The organism is Lentihominibacter hominis (assembly GCF_014385065.1).
GTDB classification, from domain to species: Bacteria; Bacillota; Clostridia; order Peptostreptococcales; family Anaerovoracaceae; genus Lentihominibacter; species Lentihominibacter hominis.
In genome coordinates this window covers 381,568-397,863 of record NZ_JACRTA010000003.1, presented here as the reverse complement: position 1 = coordinate 397,863, position 16,296 = coordinate 381,568, and the positions used below count along the sequence as shown (strand labels likewise).

The following is a 16,296-nucleotide window of genomic DNA, read 5'->3' as shown; positions in this document are numbered from 1 at the left end:
TCATGAGTATTTTTAAATTTAACAAAAAAAGAATATTTGTTGCAGGATTTATAACTTCTGCATGCTGCATTCTGATGGTAATATTTCCTACGATAGCTCTTTATTCTGCGAGAAAAGGGATATCTCTGTGGATAAGTAATGTTTTGCCTGCGCTTTTGCCTTTTTTTATCTGTGCAAATTTTCTACAGAATATAGGTGTTATAAGGTTATTCAAATCAGGTGTTTTTCCTTTTGCTATGAGTGTACTTTCAGGATATCCAATGGGAGCAAAAATAGTAGGTGATCTGAAACGCGATGGTGAAATTTCCATGAGGGAAGCTAAACGCCTCATGAGTTTCTGCAGCACTTCCGGGCCGGCTTTCATGGTAGGAGCTGTAGGAGCAGGTATGCTGGGTTCAGGTATGTTGGGGGGAATAATAGCTGTGGCGCATTATATAGGCGCTTTTGCTAATGGTGTTCTTTATACCAGAATTTTGGGAAGAGACCCTGCAATTGAGATTTCGTCCTTAAGAAATGGTTCTTCTGGAAGAGGAATACAAGAATCTTTCACAGAGGCTATAATCATGTCTTTTAGATCTTTGGGAATAGTGCTGGCTTACATAGTGATGTTTATGTTTATCACAGATCTACTTCATATGTGCGGTGGTTTTTCTCTTGTAGAGAGTCAGTCTGTCAGAGCTCTTGTAAAAGGATTTTTTGAAATGACGGTGGGCTGCGGAGCTGTCGCGGAATGCGGGTCTATGACAGAGTCGATGAAGTGTATACTTTCTGCAGCGATAATGTCATGGGGAGGACTTTCTGTTTTGGGGCAGTCTATGAGTATGCTTTCTGGAACAGGAATTCCGATAAAGTATTTGTTTGTAAGTAAGTTGACACATAGTATATTTGCAGCAGCGGCGGCTTTTATTATTTCTCTCTTTGTGTTATGATTAATTTATGAGAATTTTAGGAATTACAGCAGAATACAATCCGTTTCATAACGGGCATAGATATCATCTTGAAAAATCCATGGAAAATACAGGGGCAGAATATTCTGTTGCTGTAATGAGCGGCAGTTTTACACAGAGAGGGGAAGCTGCCGTATTAGATAAATGGAGCAGGAGCAGAATAGCTGTGGAAAATGGTGTGGATCTTGTTCTTGAACTTCCATTTATTTTTGCATGTTCAAGAGCAGAAGTTTTTGCATCGGGTGCAATAGATATTTTGACTGGTATAGGAGCTACTCATATATCTTTTGGAAGTGAAAGCGGAGATCTGCACCGGCTGGAAGCTGTTGTACAGAAACTTTCAAAATATAAGGATAATATAAATGAGATCAGACAGCTGGAAATGAAAAAGGGGTATTCGTCAGTAAAAGCTTTCCAAAAGGGAGTGGAGAGGATTCTGAGCAGGGATGAAGCCTCGCTTATGACTGAACCCAATAATATATTGGCTATTGAATATTTGAAAAGGATATCATATTGGAGAGAAAAAGGACATGCCGTGACGGCTCATGTAGTAAAACGTTTTGGTTCGGGATATCGAGAATACAATGAGTTGGCTGGATTTGCAGGAGCTTCTGTTTTAAGGGAGATGATACGTGAAGGTGCTGTGAGAGAAACTGTTTTGAGAGAATATATGCCTGATAATTCTGCGGCAGAGCTTGTGAGAGTACAGAATCCCAGACAAGTTGAAGAACGTGCATTCTTGTTGTTAAAGGGTGAGCTGATGAAAAGTGGGAACGAGGAAATGGCGCGTATACACTGCATGGGAGAAGGCCTTGAAAATAAATTCAGAAAAGAGATAGTAAAAGCATCATCTATGGATCATCTTGTTTCTGCAATGGTGTCCAAACGTTATACAGAATCTACTGTGAGGAGACTTATTATATATATTCTCATAGGATTGAAAGAATATAATCCGCAAAAGAATATTTATGCAAGAGTCCTGGCAGCAGGAGAAAAGGGACGCAGGCTTATTAAATTAATAAAGAAACAGGAGAATCCTCATATTCCAATAATTACCAATATAAATAAAGAGAAGGATTTATACAGGGATGTAGAAGAAACTTTAAAATATGATATAATATCTTCTGATGTTTATAATGTTATTAATGCGCGTGATTTGTACATTTTTTCAGATAAAGTTATGAAGCCTTATATAGTCTGAAAAATCAGTGATATGTTGAGGCGGAAAATTCTGAAAATAGCCAAAGGTATTGAATCACTTTGCTTTAAAGGGTATAATAATATAGTTGTTTTAATAATACAAAGATGGAGGAATTGTAAATGAAAGTTTTAGTAATTAACTGTGGTAGTTCTTCACTGAAGTATCAGGTTCTGGATATGACTAACGAAGCACTTCTCTGTAAAGGCTTGGTTGAAAGAATAGGGATGGAAGGATCTGTGATAACTCATACGAAGACAGGCATGGACAAGTTCCAGCTTATCGTTCCTATGGAAAATCATAAAGATGCTATTTCACACGTTCTTATGGCGATACAGGATGAAAATCACGGCGTCGTTAAAGATATGAGCGAGATAGGCGCAGTAGGACACCGTGTAGTTCACGCCGGAGAGAAATTTGCTCATTCTGTACTGATAGATGATCTTGTAATTGAAGCCCTTGAAGAATGTATCGATTTGGCTCCTCTCCACAATCCGCCTAACCTTCTCGGTATTGCGGCTTGTCAGGAACTGATGCCAAACACACCGATGGTAGGTGTATTCGACACAGCTTTTCATCAGACTATGCCTCCTGAATCATATATTTACGCTATTCCTTATGAATATTATGAAAAATACGGAATCAGAAGATATGGTTTCCATGGAACAAGCCATAAGTATGTAGCTGAAAGGGCTTCTGACATACTGAATGTAAATATCGATGATTTGAAGTTGATAACATGTCACTTAGGAAATGGAGCTTCCGTATCAGCTATAAAGAGAGGTAAATGTATAGATACTTCCATGGGATTTACTCCGTTGGAGGGATTGGTAATGGGAACAAGAAGTGGTGATATTGACCCAGCCATCGTTACATACATCAGAGAGAAAGAAAAGCTTGATCAGGGCGTTGCCAATGAAATACTTAACAAAAAATCGGGTGTACTGGGTATATCAGGGGTGTCCAGTGATTTCAGAGATCTTGAGGCTGCTGCTGAAGAAGGAAATGAAAGGGCTCTTCTGGCTCTCAAGGTTTTTGCTCATAAGGTTAGATTTTACATCGGTGCTTATATCGCCGAAATGAACGGTGTAGATGCTATAGTGTTTACTGCCGGTGTAGGGGAAAACGACATAGGCATGAGAGATATCATCTGTAATGATTTAGGCAATCTGGGAATAAAACTTGACCTTGTAAAGAACAAGGTAAGAGGTAAAGAGATGATTATTTCCAGAGATGATTCAAGAGTAAAAATTATTTTGATTCCTACTAATGAGGAGTTAATGATTGCCAGAGATACTTATAAGATCGTTACCGGTAAATAATAAGGGAATCTATAGTATACAGCTTTTTATCATCGTATGAAAATAATTGTTGACAAGAGATACCGATGGAAGGTATACTTTAGAAGTTGCGAATTATTCGACAGATATTTAATTTAACGAATATATCATACATATAACGGAGCAAAAGGAGGTGTAAAATATGGCAGTACCTAAGAGGAAAACTTCGAAAGCAAGAAGAGATAAGAGAAAATCTGCGAACATGAAGATGAAAGCACCGGGGCTTTCTATTTGTCCGCAGTGCCACGAGCCAAAGCTTCCGCATAGAGTTTGCCCTAACTGTAATTATTACAACGGTAAGGATGTTGTGGAATCTGCAGAAGCATAAACAGGATAATATAGCTTTAAAATTAAAACGGTGCCGTGATTTGCGGTACCGTTTTTAATAATATGAATAATATAGATTCTGAATTTATCTTAATATAAAAAATATAATATACTGCATTAAAATTGTAAATATTAATAATAACTTTATGATAATGAATTTTATTTTTTGGTAGCTTTCAAAATGATGAAGTCTTATGTTAAAATGACACTGATATAATAAGGAGGTTGTAAATATGTTATTTATAGAATACCCTAAATGTTCTACATGTAAGAAAGCTAAAAAGCATCTGGAAAGTCTGGGGGTTGAATTTGATGACAGACATATAGTAGAAAATAATCCCAATGAGAAAGAATTGGAAGAATGGATTGCAAAAAGCGGATATCCTATAAAGAAATTTTTTAATACCAGCGGTATGAAATATCGAGAACTTGGCCTTAAGGATAAGTTGGCGGAAATGAGTGATTCTGAGAAAATATCGCTTCTTGCATCAGATGGCATGCTGGTAAAAAGACCTCTTCTTATAGATGGAGAGCGCATTCTCGTGGGATTTAAAGAGAAAGAATGGATATTTTAAAACATGAGACACAGTGCAAAAGGGAATTTGTTTTTATTTGTGGCGGCACTGGTTTGGGGATTTTCTTTAGCAGCGCAGAAGGAAGGTCTTAAATATATAGATCCTTTTATTTTTACTTCAGTAAGATGTATATTAGGAGGCATTGTCATGCTTCCTTTTGTATTGGTTTTGCAAAAAAAACAATCTTCTGACGATGAGGAAAAAATAACAACGTTCAAAGAAATTTTGAAGTGCGCGTTATGCTGTGGAAGCCTTATAGCCGCTGTTATATTGCTTCAACAGATTGGACTTCCATATACATCTGTAGGTAAAGCAGGTTTCATAACAGCTCTTTATATTTTTATAACTCCCATGATAGGGATTTATCTGGGTAAAAAGACCGGTAGAAATTTGTGGATAGGGGTAGCTATCGGACTTGTTGGCCTATATTTTCTTTGCCTTTTCAATGGTATCGAAGCTGTAACCTTTGGAGATATTATGATGTTCTGCGCGGCTTTTTTATGTTCTGTGCATATACATGCCATAGATCACTTTGTCAGAAGAATAAAGCCTGCTGTTTTGACGTGCAGTCAGTTTATTGTGGCTGGACTGATATGTGTGATTCCGGCTGTTTTCTTCGGTGGTATCACGTGGACGGCTATAAAAGATGCATGGATACCTATAATATATTCCGGTGTAATAGCTTGTGCGGTAGGATATACTTTTCAGACTATGGGGCAGAAGGCTACAAATCCTAATCTGGCATGCCTTATAATGGCGCTTGAAACTGTTTTCACATTATTTTCAGGTTGGATATTCTTCGGAGAGATTCTTTCGATACATGAATATATAGGGTGTGGGATGATGTTTTTAGCTATAATAGTCTCACAGCTTCCTGATGATCTTTTTATCAGAAAAAAACTGAGAAAAAAAGAAAATGCAGATAAAGAATGTATTGACATATATATGAAATGAATATATTATACTCTTAATAAAAGGGAGTAGCAGACACATCAGTGTTTACGCTATCGTCAACGCGATGATTTTCATCCGGAGCGTAATTAAATTGCGAGACTTTTATTGCATTTAATATGCAGTAAAAGTCTCTTTTTTTATGAGCCGCCTAAATCTATGGTTTGGAAGAAATTTTACTGCTAAATTTGGCACACATCGCCTGAAAGTAAAATGTGAGATATGGGTATAATAATTTAAAAGGAGCATGGAATGAACGAGTTTTATAAAATGACTGAGAAAGACGCCATGGTTACAGTTAATGGAAGCACAGAACCTCTCAGTGATCAGCAGGTGGCGTCTAATAGAGAAAAATACGGGCCTAATGAACTTGTGGAAGGAAAGCAAAAATCCATTATCAGGCTTTTTTTTGAACAGTTTAAAGATTTTCTTGTTATTATATTGATATTTGCAGCAATAATATCAGGAATATTGGGTGATGTAGAAAGTGCTATTGTTATATTGGTAGTAATAACAATAAATGCTATATTGGGAACTGTGCAGACTGTTAAAGCTGAACAGTCTTTAGACAGTCTTAAGAAAATGTCAGCGCCTGAAGCAAAGGTATTCAGAGGAGGGCAATTTATAAAAATTCCAGCTTCCGAAATTACCGTAGGTGATAGAGTGAGTTTAGAGGCGGGTGATTTTGTACCTGCTGACGGCAGAATAATTTCAAATGCAGGTATGAAAATTGATGAAAGTGCGCTTACCGGAGAGAGCCTTGGTGTTGAGAAAGATGTTTCAGTGATAGAAGAGACTGTCCCTCTTGGCGATAGGCTCAATATGGTGTATTCAGGAAGTTTTGTTACTTATGGCAGAGGGGAATTCCTTGTAACTGCCATAGGAATGGAAACAGAAGTAGGAAAAATAGCCACGCTTTTGAAAACTACATCTGAAAAGAAAACCCCGCTTCAAGTCAATCTTGATAATTTCGGAAAGAAGTTATCAATCCTTATACTCGTTTTCTGCGGAATATTGTTCGGTATAAGTGTTTTTAGAGGCCAGCCTATAGGCGATGCTTTTCTTTTCGCTGTGGCTCTTGCAGTAGCGGCTATACCGGAGGCATTAAGTTCTATAGTGACTATTGTACTTTCTTTTGGAACGCAGAAAATGGCCCAGGAACATGCTATAATCAGAAAACTTCAGGCTGTAGAGGGACTTGGAAGTGTTTCTGTTATCTGTTCAGATAAAACAGGAACTCTTACTCAAAATAAGATGACTGTAGAAGACTATTATGTTCATGGAAAAAAGATATCATCTTCGGATATTGATATTGGAAATAACGGAGAAAGACAACTGTTGTTATCGAGTATCTTGTGTAATGATTCTACAATAGCAGACGGCAAAGAAATCGGAGATCCTACAGAGACTGCTCTTATAAATATCGGCATAAAGCTCGGCATTTCATATGATATGGAGAGGAGTGTAAGCATAAGGACAGAAGAAATACCTTTTGACAGTGACAGAAAACTGATGTCTACATGTCACAGGCTTACAGGTGATCGGCCGGATTTATTCAACGGAGCCGAAAATGTGATGATAACAAAGGGGGCTGTAGATGTATTGCTTAATAGGGTTACGGCAATACAAACAGCACAGGGGGTAAGAGCTCTTACGCAGCAGGATATAACTGATATAGAGACATGTAATAGTGATTTTTCCCAAAATGGGCTGAGGGTGCTGGCCTTCGCTTATAAAGAAATAAAACATGGTTTTGTTCCAGGGATTGATGATGAAAATGAAATGGTGTTCTTAGGCCTTATCTCTATGATGGACCCGCCGAGGGAAGAATCTATGGCGGCTGTTGCCGAATGTATAGATGCCGGCATAAAACCTGTGATGATAACAGGAGATCATAAAGTCACTGCGGCTGCTATAGCTAAGAAGATCGGGATATTGAAGGACGAATCGGAAGCCTGTGAGGGTTCTTCAATAGATGATATGGATGATGAACAACTTAAGTCATATGTGGAGGGAATTTCTGTTTATGCAAGGGTTTCTCCGGAACACAAGATCAGGATCGTAAGGGCTTGGCAGGATAAAGGCAACATCGTGGCCATGACAGGGGACGGTGTAAATGATGCGCCTGCGCTTAAACAGGCTGATATAGGTGTAGCTATGGGTATCACGGGAAGTGAAGTTTCGAAAGATGCGGCCGCTATGGTTCTTACAGATGATAATTTCGCCACTATAGTGAAGGCTGTGGAAAACGGAAGAAATATATATAAGAACATAAAAAATGCCATACAGTTTCTGCTTTCGGGAAATTTTGGAGCGATATTGGTGGTTCTTTATGCATCTGTGTTTGCTCTTCCTGTTCCTTTTGCACCTGTTCACCTGTTGTTTATCAATTTGCTTACAGATAGTCTTCCGGCGATAGCTCTGGGACTTGAGCCTCATAATGCAGACCTTATGAAGGAAAAACCGAGACCTGCCAATGAATCTATATTGACAAAGGATTTTCTGTCCAAAATAGGTATTGGTGGCCTTTCTATATGTATAATGACCGTTGTGGCGTTTTTGATTGGTTTAAACGGGTGGTTTACTGCCGGCGAGTTTGGCGGAAGCGCCCTTTTGGGAAGTACTATGGCTTTCGGAACACTTTGCAGCAGCAGGCTTTTCCATGGGTTTAACTGTAAATCTGACAGACCTGTGATATTCACCAAAAGGTTCTGGAACAATAAGTATCTTATAGGCGCCTTTCTTCTTGGAATGATTTTGATAACAATGGCTCTTGCTGTACCTGCCTTTGATCATGTATTTAAAGTCCATGCTTTGGGAATCCCTCAGCTTCTGACGGTGTATGGTTTGGCGTTTTTGAATATTCCCGTTATACAGTTTATCAAGCTTATACAGAAAAAAGTAAAAGAGAGAAAAAACAATGTTTGATAAACAGAGTCACTTTTTTTAAATATAATTTGGGGTATATAAATTATTTCGATATATAATATAAAAAAAACTGCCTTATCATTTTTTCTGATTTGGCAGTTTTTTAATTCGTAAAAACAGTTATTTAATCGTCCATATCTTTTATGAGCTGCTCAGCTATCTGTATTGCATTTGTTGCAGCACCTTTTCTGATATTATCGGCAACGACCCAGATATTAAGGCCATTATCAAGTGAGAAGTCTCTTCTGATACGGCCGATGTATACTTCATCAGTACCTGCAGCATCTCTCGCAAGAGGGTATACATTGTTGGCAACATCATCCTGAACGATGATTCCGGGTGAATTTTTGAACAGTTCAACGACGTCTTTCAGTTCAAAAGGTTTTTCAAGTTCGACATTGATAGATTCACTGTGAGAATCAAAAACAGGCACTCTTACTGTTGTGGCTGTTACTTTGATATTTTCATCAAGGATCTTATGGGTTTCATTTATCATTTTCATTTCTTCTTTAGTGTAGCCGTTATCGGTAAACACATCTATATGAGGAAGACAATTTCCGGCAATAGGATGAGCGTAAGCCTGAAGTTCATCATCTTTTCCTGCCAAGCCGTTTTTAAGATCGTTGATCCCTTTCACCCCTGAGCCTGAAACAGCTTGATAGGTTGAATAAACAACTCTTTTAATTCCGTATTTTTCCTGAAGAGGTTTGAGTGCAACCATAGCCTGTATAGTGGAGCAGTTAGGATTAGCTATGATGCCTTTATTCCATTTTATATCTTCTGGATTTACTTCCGGAACGACAAGAGGAACTTCTTTATCCATTCTCCACTGACTGCTGTTGTCAACAACGATAACACCTTTGGAAGCTGCTATGGGAGCAAATTTCTCGCTTGTGGAACCGCCTGCTGAAAAGAGAGCAATATCTATAGGCTTATCAAAGGAATGTTCTGTGAGTTCTTCGATTATGTATTCTTTACCTTTGAAGGTCAATTTTTTGCCTGCAGATTTGGCCGATGCCATCATGTAAATGTTTTCGAAAGGAAAATCTCTTTCCTCCAAAACTTTTAAAAATGTGGAACCGACTACTCCTGTAGCACCCACGACTGCAATATTTGGTTTTCTGTTCATAAATAATGACCTCCTAAATTTATTGTTAATTTTATTATATTCACAAACATTTCAGCGGTTAATTTTAAAAACGCTTTGCCATTAATTATACTACCGAAAGTGTGCAGATGTAAAGGGTTAAGACAAGATTTTGTCGCAATTTCTGTGCTGATTAAATAAAAATACATATTATTTGATATACTGTTGTGGTATAATTAACAAGTTGACTAAAATGCCTTACGGCATAATTGAATATACATGAGAAAAGGCAGGGAGGATTAAATCATGACGTACATTCAAGGGATAATTTTGGGACTGGCACAAGGACTTTCTGAGTTTTTGCCTATAAGCAGCTCAGGACATTTAGCACTTTTACAGTATTTCTTTGGAATAAGCTCTGAAAATGTGCTTCCATTTGCAGTATTGCTTCATTTAGGGACGCTTATATCGGTTTTCATCGTGTATTGGAAGGATATTGTAGCTCTTGTAAAAGAACTTGGTGCGGTGATTAAGGATATATTTACAGGAAAAGGCTTGAGAATAAATGCTAATCCTACGAGAAGACTTGGTTTCATGATAATTGTAGCAACGATACCTACAGCTATCATCGGGCTGCTTTTCAATGATCTGTTTAATGCCATGTATCTGTCACTTATTGCCATAGGTATAGGACTTCTTATAACCGGTACGATACTTGTCATAGCGGAGAGAATGGGAAGGAACAGTAAAGGTATTAAAGAGATGAAATTCAGGAATGCCTTTTTTGTAGGTCTTATGCAGGGTGTAGCTATATGTCCGGGGATTTCAAGATCAGGATCGACTCTTTTCGGAGGTTTAATTTCAGGTCTTAACAGGGAATTTGCTGTCAAATTTGCTTTTCTTATTTCTATTCCGTCTATACTTGGATCTGTAATAGTAGAAGCGCCGGATGCTTTTAAAGCAGGAATGGATATGTCGCTTATTGGGCCTGTTGTGGTTGGTGTGCTGGTTTCGGCATTATCAGGGCTGTTTGCCATTAAAGCTATGATAAAGCTTGTTTCCAATAAAAATCTTATGGGTTTTTCTGTTTACACATGGGCGCTTGGTATAGTGGTGATAGTTTACGCTTTGATTTTTGTGTAGATGATAGAAGTTTATTTATTAGAGGTAAACAATGAAGGAGAAGAGAAAAAAGTCGGAAAAGCCTTCTGGCAGCAGGAATAGAAACAGCAGTAAAAATTCAGGAAGAAAAATAGCATCATCCTCATCATCCAGAGTGAAAGCTCAGTCTGTAAAACCTGAAGCAAAGAAACTCGACAGCAGTGTAAGGGATGAGATTGTAGCTATAATTTTAATTGCCATAGGTGTTTTTTTTATAATAGCGTTTCAAACTGAGGCTGCCGGAACAATAGGTTTATCTTTATCACATTTTTTTAAAGGAATGTTTGGATTTGCTGCATATATACTGCCGTATTATTTTATAATATACGGCGTTTTGTTGTTTATGAGAAAAACTATACATGTGGGAATAAAATCAGCAGTATTGCTGCTTATAATATTTTTGATGATTTCTCTGATGAATTCAGGAAGATTTATTAATGATACAGTTTTAAATCAGAGGTTTTGGAATATTCCGGTATATTATAACAATGGCATGGCTCTTGATGACGGAGGGGCCTTCGGAATGATGACTGGGAAATTAATCGTTAAACTGATTGGTGTTCCGGGACTTTATATATTTTCTGTAGTAGCGGTGGTGATATGTCTTCTTATGCTGATGAATACTCCGGTATCACGTTTTCTGGAAAAAGCAAAAGAAAGAAAAGTAAAGCGTGATGAATTCAGAGAAGAACGTGCTGCGGGAAAACAGCGGCAGAGATCAATACATTCTGATGATATGAAAGAACGGACTCCTGCTCACAGTACTGCTGAGGTTTATGCGGCAGCGGAATCTAAAGGATATGGTGATACGGGGATTACTGCACGGCAGAAGAAAATTCTCGGGTATGTACAGGATGAAGATATTGCTTCAGGAAAAGTAACGGACGGTCTTGATTTTTCACTGGGAGAGGACAGACAAAAAAGCGGTAAGAAAGATAAGAAAAAGATGAAAACTACGCCTGTGGATACTTTTGATATCACGGATCAGGAGTCATCTTATCAATGTGAAGATGATGACGTAAAATCCGAAGGTTTCGGAAGCCCTATTATAGTGGGAGGATTTTCTCCAAAGATGATGGAAGAAAAATTGACAAAGGCGGAAGCAGAGAAGAGTATGTTGCGTGAGGATGATTTCAATATAACAACATCTTCATCTGAAAGTTATAAATTTCCTTCGATAGATCTTCTGACAAAGGCTAAGAAAAAGGGAACTAATCCGGCTGAGGAAGAGAATATTCTAAGAGCTAAGGCTGTAAAACTGGAAAATACTCTTCATAGTTTTAATATAGATGCTCAGGTGACAAATGTTACTCAAGGACCGGCAGTTACAAGATATGAAGTACATCCCAACAGTGGAGTCAAGGTTAAGGGGATTAAAAATCTGGCTGATGATATAGCTCTCAATATGGAGGCCAAAAGTATAAGGATAGAAGCCCCTATACCGGGAAAACCTGCAGTTGGGATTGAAATAGAAAATGACAGGATCAATATGGTTACCATAAGAGAGATCATAGATTCCGCAGTTTTTAAAAAATCCGAATCAAAAATAACTTTTGCTGTAGGAAAGGATATAGCAGGCAAGGCTATTGTTGCTGATTTGAAATCTATGCCGCATCTTCTGATCGCAGGATCTACAGGGTCGGGAAAAAGTGTCTGTATAAATAGTATAATAACAAGTATTTTGTATAAGGCGAAACCTGAAGAGGTTAAACTTGTTCTTATCGATCCTAAGGTCGTGGAGCTGGCCAATTACAACGGAATACCTCATCTGTTAATTCCTGTAGTGACAGAACCGTCGAAAGCCGCCGCTGCTCTTAATTGGGCTGTAGCTGAAATGGATGACAGATATAAGAAGTTTGCCGAAGAAGGCGTAAGAGAATTGGCAAGTTATAATAACACCATGAGAAATAAAGGCGAGGAAGAAAAAGTGATGGCGCAGGTTGTTATTATCATAGATGAGCTGGCAGATCTTATGATGGCAGCGCCTTCGCAGGTAGAAGAGTCGATTTGCAGATTGGCGCAAAAAGCAAGAGCTGCCGGAATGCATTTGATCGTTGCTACTCAGCGACCTTCTGTAGATGTCATTACAGGTGTGATAAAAGCCAACATACCTTCACGTATAGCTTTTGCAGTGTCTTCTCAGTTTGATTCCAGAACTATATTGGATATGTCAGGGGCTGAAAAATTAGTTGGAAAAGGAGATATGCTATTCAATCCTCTTGGCAGCGGTAAGCCGACAAGGGTACAGGGAACTTTTATTTCTGACGAAGAAGTTCATGATGTGATCGAATTTGTAAAAGGACAGGTGGAGAAAGCTGAGTATTCATCTAATGTAATGGATTCTATAGAGCGAGCCAATACACCTGCTGCCGAAAAGAGTGAGCGGGATCTTGAGGATGAACTTTTGCCGGAAGCCATAGAATTGGTGGTGCAGGCACAGCAGGCATCTGTATCCATGCTGCAAAGAAGGTTTAGGATAGGATATAACAGAGCAGCCAGAATAATAGATATGATGGAAGACCGTCAGATAGTAGGTCCGTCAGACGGAAGCAGACCGAGACAGGTATTGATTTCGGAAGAAGATCTGATGAATATGCGAGATAATACAAAGGATTTGGAACAAGAATGAAGTTATATATAGCAACGATGGGATGCCCTAAGAATTTTAATGACTCTGAAGGGATAGAAGGTATATGGGAGGCTGCAGGCATGGAGCTGGCAGATTCCTTAAAGGAAGCCGATGCAATACTGGTAAATACTTGTGGTTTTATAAATGATGCTAAACAGGAATCTATAGACTGTATATTTGATATGGCACGGTTTATAGATGAAGGGGATGAAAGAGGCAAAAAAATCCTGATTGTTTCAGGCTGTCTTTCCCAGCGTTACGGAAAGGAACTTGCCGATGAACTTCCGGAGGTAGATATTTTCCTGGGAGTCAATGATTATGAGCGCCTTCCACAGATTGTGAAGGGATTTAAAAGGGGCGAAAGGCAGCAGATATTCAGTTGCCAGTCCGATGGCTTTGAAGAATTTTCTGCCAGAAAGATAAAGGAAAATCCGTATTCCATGACTTTGAGGATTGCAGAAGGTTGCAATAATTGCTGTACATACTGTGTTATACCTCAGATAAGGGGAAAATACAGAAGCAGACCTATGGAGAATATAGTGGATGAGGCGGAGATTCTGGCCTCAAAGGGGTGTAAAGAGTTAATTCTGATAGCTCAGGACGTGACAGAGTACGGACGTGATATTTACGGAAAATTGATGCTGCCAAAGCTTTTAAGAAAGCTGTGCCGGGTAGAAGGCATAAGATGGATAAGGCTTATGTACTGTTATGAGGACAAGATAACCGATGAACTTATTGATGTAATGGCTTCAGAAGAAAGAATTTGTAATTATATAGATATTCCGCTGCAGCATATCTCAAATGATGTACTTAATGCGATGAATCGATATTCCACAACAGAAAGTATTAAGGATACAATAGGAAGATTAAGGTCAGCTATTCCTGATATACATATAAGGACTACTTTCATCGTCGGATTTCCCGGAGAAAGTGAGAAAGACTTCGAGGAACTTGTAAATTTTGTTGAAGAAACAAAATTTGAGCGTCTGGGTGTATTTGCTTATTCACGTGAGGAAGGTACGGTTGCAGGAAATATGGATAATCAGATAGAAGAGGATGTGAAGTCTGTTCGAGCCGATACTGTAATGAGAAGGCAGCTTGATATTTCCCGAGAAATAAACCAAGCAAAGGTGGGAAATACTATAGAGGTCATGGTTGACGAAATAGATAATGAAGGGGCTTATATTGGAAGAACTGTATATGATGCGCCTGAAATAGACAATACCGTTATTTTTAAATCAAATGATAAGCTTAGTCCCGGAGATATGGTTCGGATACATATAACGGATGCTTTTGATTATGATTTGATAGGAGAAAAGGAGGAATAATATGAATTTGCCTAATAAACTTACTATGGGGAGGATATTTGCCATACCTGTATTCATTGTAGTTTTTCTCATGGGATATAAATATGCTGCAGCTATAATTTTTATATTGGCAGCTTTGACGGATATGCTTGACGGGCATATAGCAAGAAAACATAATTTGGTGACTAATTTCGGAAAACTGATGGACCCTCTTGCCGATAAGCTTCTGGTTATGTCAGCTCTCATATGTCTTGTACAGGTTGAATATGTTCCTGGGTGGATGGTGATTGTAATACTGGGAAGAGAATTTATAATAACAGGTATGAGACAAGTAGCAGCGGCTCAGGGAATAGTAATAGCGGCAGGTACTACAGGAAAGATCAAAACTATAACTCAGATGATAGCAATACCTCTTCTTATATTGGAAAACTGGCCTTTTAGCCTTTTGAACTTTAATTTACCTATGGATACTATATTTCTTTGGATAGCTTTGATAATGACTATTGTTTCAGGTATTGAATACATAGCTAAAAATAAAAAATTATTTTCTATGTAGAAATTAGGAAAATTTTTTAGCAGAAAAGAGGTAGTAAAGATGAAAACAGCTATTTTAAGTGTAGGAACAGAGCTACTTTTCGGCCAGATAACCAATACTAATACAGTATATCTTTCAAATAAACTTAATATGCTGGGATATGATGTCATGTATCATTATACTGTAGGTGATAATCCGGAAAGAGTGTTTGATATGATAAACTTAGCTTTTGAGGATTGTGATTTGGTATTGACCACGGGAGGTCTGGGGCCTACACAGGATGATTTGACTAAAGAGGTGGCCTGTGAAGTAATGGGTGATGAACTGGTCCTTGACGATGATGCAATGGAAGAGCTTGTCTCATACTTTAAGAATCTTGGAAGAGAAATGACGGAGAACAACAAGAAACAGGCGATACTGCCGTCCAGAGCTAAAGTGTTTTATAATGATGCAGGAACGGCTCCCGGTTTCGCTTTAGAAAAAGACGGCAAGTATATAATATGTATGCCCGGGCCTCCGAGAGAGATGACAAGGATGTTTGAAAAAAGTGTTATGCCGTTTTTAGAATCGATGTCTGATGATGTCATTTATTATAGGATGATAAGAGCATTTGGTATAGGAGAGTCTCAGCTGGAAACAGAACTTATGGATCTTATAGACGATCAGACTGATCCGACACTTGCAACATATGCAAAAGAGGGAGAATGCTCTCTTAGGATAGCGTCAAAGAAGAAATCACGTCATGAAGCAAAAGAAGCTGTTGATCGTATGCTTGAAACAGTGATAGAAAGGATCGGAGATTATATTTACAGCTGTGATGATGAAGAGCTGGTTGAGGTAGTATGTCAAAAACTTATGAAAAAAGGACTTACATTGTCATCGGCTGAATCATGTACAGGCGGCATGTTTGCTGCGGCAGTCACAGATATACCGGGGATTTCCAGGGTATTTCAGCGGGGCCTTGTAACTTACAGCAATGAAGCTAAAATGGATGAACTTGGAGTCAGAGCTGAGACTTTAGATGAATTTGGTGCTGTAAGTGAAGAAACTGCTGTTGAAATGGCAGAAGGACTGAAGAGGGTAAGCGGTAGTGACATCTGCATATCTGTTACCGGAATAGCAGGCCCTGACGGAGGAAGCAGGGAAAAACCGGTAGGACTTGTGTATATAGGTTTTATTTATGGAGATAAGAAGCTTTGTAAAAAAGTTCTTATGAGAGATGTCAATAGGAAATGGAACAGGCATTATACACTGCTCAGTATGTTAGACATGATAAATAAGAATATATAATAGGGTATGGCTGCGATTTTT

General features: G+C 38.4%; 13 protein-coding genes. 12 read left to right on the top strand and 1 reads right to left on the bottom strand.

Annotated elements, in window-relative coordinates; translation table 11 throughout:
- The first annotated feature begins 2 nt into the window (after positions 1-2).
- From H8692_RS09935 to H8692_RS09905, 7 genes are all read left to right on the top strand, one after another.
- Positions 3-929, top strand: coding sequence for a hypothetical protein (locus H8692_RS09935; protein ID WP_187525622.1), 927 nt, complete (start codon positions 3-5; stop codon positions 927-929).
- Positions 930-936: 7 nt separating this feature from the next.
- On the top strand, positions 937-2,148 hold the full coding sequence (locus H8692_RS09930; RefSeq protein ID WP_187525621.1) for a tRNA(Met) cytidine acetate ligase: 1,212 nt from the start codon (positions 937-939) through the stop codon (positions 2,146-2,148).
- A gap of 119 nt (positions 2,149-2,267) precedes the next feature.
- Positions 2,268-3,467 carry an acetate/propionate family kinase gene (locus H8692_RS09925; RefSeq protein ID WP_177270731.1) on the top strand — a complete coding sequence of 400 codons (1,200 nt, stop codon included), beginning with the start codon at positions 2,268-2,270 and terminating at the stop codon, positions 3,465-3,467.
- 160 nt (positions 3,468-3,627) lie between these two features.
- On the top strand, positions 3,628-3,813 hold the full coding sequence (rpmF, locus tag H8692_RS09920; protein ID WP_177270732.1) for a 50S ribosomal protein L32: 186 nt from the start codon (positions 3,628-3,630) through the stop codon (positions 3,811-3,813).
- Positions 3,814-4,045: 232 nt separating this feature from the next.
- On the top strand, positions 4,046-4,387 hold the full coding sequence (locus H8692_RS09915) for an arsenate reductase family protein (protein WP_177270733.1): 342 nt from the start codon (positions 4,046-4,048) through the stop codon (positions 4,385-4,387).
- Between the two features lie 3 nt (positions 4,388-4,390).
- The gene (locus tag H8692_RS09910) at positions 4,391-5,341 is read left to right on the top strand and encodes a DMT family transporter (protein WP_187525620.1); all 951 of its coding nucleotides are present in this window, start codon (positions 4,391-4,393) and stop codon (positions 5,339-5,341) included.
- A 249-nt stretch (positions 5,342-5,590) separates the two neighbouring features.
- On the top strand, positions 5,591-8,266 hold the full coding sequence (locus H8692_RS09905) for a cation-translocating P-type ATPase (protein ID WP_187525619.1): 2,676 nt from the start codon (positions 5,591-5,593) through the stop codon (positions 8,264-8,266).
- A gap of 124 nt (positions 8,267-8,390) precedes the next feature.
- Here H8692_RS09905 and H8692_RS09900 read toward each other — a convergent pair whose 3' ends face one another.
- A complete protein-coding gene (locus H8692_RS09900) occupies positions 8,391-9,395 on the bottom strand; it encodes an aspartate-semialdehyde dehydrogenase (RefSeq protein WP_177270736.1) in 1,005 nt (334 codons plus the stop codon).
- Positions 9,396-9,659: 264 nt separating this feature from the next.
- On the opposite strand from H8692_RS09900, the gene H8692_RS09895 reads away from it, so the two are divergent.
- From H8692_RS09895 to H8692_RS09875, 5 genes are read left to right on the top strand one after another with little or no spacing between them, the layout of a single operon-like run.
- Positions 9,660-10,496 (top strand): undecaprenyl-diphosphate phosphatase, encoded by an 837-nt coding sequence (locus H8692_RS09895; RefSeq protein WP_187525618.1) that lies wholly within the window; start codon positions 9,660-9,662, stop codon positions 10,494-10,496.
- 31 nt (positions 10,497-10,527) lie between these two features.
- On the top strand, positions 10,528-13,143 hold the full coding sequence (locus H8692_RS09890) for an FtsK/SpoIIIE family DNA translocase (RefSeq protein ID WP_187525617.1): 2,616 nt from the start codon (positions 10,528-10,530) through the stop codon (positions 13,141-13,143).
- The gene (rimO, locus tag H8692_RS09885) at positions 13,140-14,471 is read left to right on the top strand and encodes a 30S ribosomal protein S12 methylthiotransferase RimO (protein WP_187525616.1); all 1,332 of its coding nucleotides are present in this window, start codon (positions 13,140-13,142) and stop codon (positions 14,469-14,471) included. The genes H8692_RS09890 and rimO overlap by 4 nt, the downstream gene beginning before the upstream one ends.
- 1 nt (position 14,472) lies before the next feature.
- Positions 14,473-15,006 carry a CDP-diacylglycerol--glycerol-3-phosphate 3-phosphatidyltransferase gene (pgsA, locus tag H8692_RS09880; RefSeq protein ID WP_187525615.1) on the top strand — a complete coding sequence of 178 codons (534 nt, stop codon included), beginning with the start codon at positions 14,473-14,475 and terminating at the stop codon, positions 15,004-15,006.
- Between the two features lie 39 nt (positions 15,007-15,045).
- Positions 15,046-16,275 carry a competence/damage-inducible protein A gene (locus tag H8692_RS09875; protein ID WP_187525614.1) on the top strand — a complete coding sequence of 410 codons (1,230 nt, stop codon included), beginning with the start codon at positions 15,046-15,048 and terminating at the stop codon, positions 16,273-16,275.
- The last annotated feature ends 21 nt before the right edge of the window (positions 16,276-16,296 follow it).

What these genes read in the sequence shown, in the direction of transcription:
- H8692_RS09935 (WP_187525622.1), top strand. Translation starts at nt 3, where the DNA reads ATGAGTATTTTTAAATTTAACAAAAAAAGAATATTTGTTGCAGGATTT.
- H8692_RS09910 (WP_187525620.1), top strand. Translation starts at nt 4,391, where the DNA reads ATGAGACACAGTGCAAAAGGGAATTTGTTTTTATTTGTGGCGGCACTG.
- H8692_RS09930 (WP_187525621.1), top strand. Translation starts at nt 937, where the DNA reads ATGAGAATTTTAGGAATTACAGCAGAATACAATCCGTTTCATAACGGG.
- rimO (WP_187525616.1), top strand. Translation starts at nt 13,140, where the DNA reads ATGAAGTTATATATAGCAACGATGGGATGCCCTAAGAATTTTAATGAC.
- rpmF (WP_177270732.1), top strand. Translation starts at nt 3,628, where the DNA reads ATGGCAGTACCTAAGAGGAAAACTTCGAAAGCAAGAAGAGATAAGAGA.
- H8692_RS09915 (WP_177270733.1), top strand. Translation starts at nt 4,046, where the DNA reads ATGTTATTTATAGAATACCCTAAATGTTCTACATGTAAGAAAGCTAAA.
- H8692_RS09925 (WP_177270731.1), top strand. Translation starts at nt 2,268, where the DNA reads ATGAAAGTTTTAGTAATTAACTGTGGTAGTTCTTCACTGAAGTATCAG.
- H8692_RS09875 (WP_187525614.1), top strand. Translation starts at nt 15,046, where the DNA reads ATGAAAACAGCTATTTTAAGTGTAGGAACAGAGCTACTTTTCGGCCAG.
- H8692_RS09890 (WP_187525617.1), top strand. Translation starts at nt 10,528, where the DNA reads ATGAAGGAGAAGAGAAAAAAGTCGGAAAAGCCTTCTGGCAGCAGGAAT.
- pgsA (WP_187525615.1), top strand. Translation starts at nt 14,473, where the DNA reads ATGAATTTGCCTAATAAACTTACTATGGGGAGGATATTTGCCATACCT.
- H8692_RS09900 (WP_177270736.1), bottom strand. Translation starts at nt 9,395, where the DNA reads ATGAACAGAAAACCAAATATTGCAGTCGTGGGTGCTACAGGAGTAGTC.
- H8692_RS09895 (WP_187525618.1), top strand. Translation starts at nt 9,660, where the DNA reads ATGACGTACATTCAAGGGATAATTTTGGGACTGGCACAAGGACTTTCT.
- H8692_RS09905 (WP_187525619.1), top strand. Translation starts at nt 5,591, where the DNA reads ATGAACGAGTTTTATAAAATGACTGAGAAAGACGCCATGGTTACAGTT.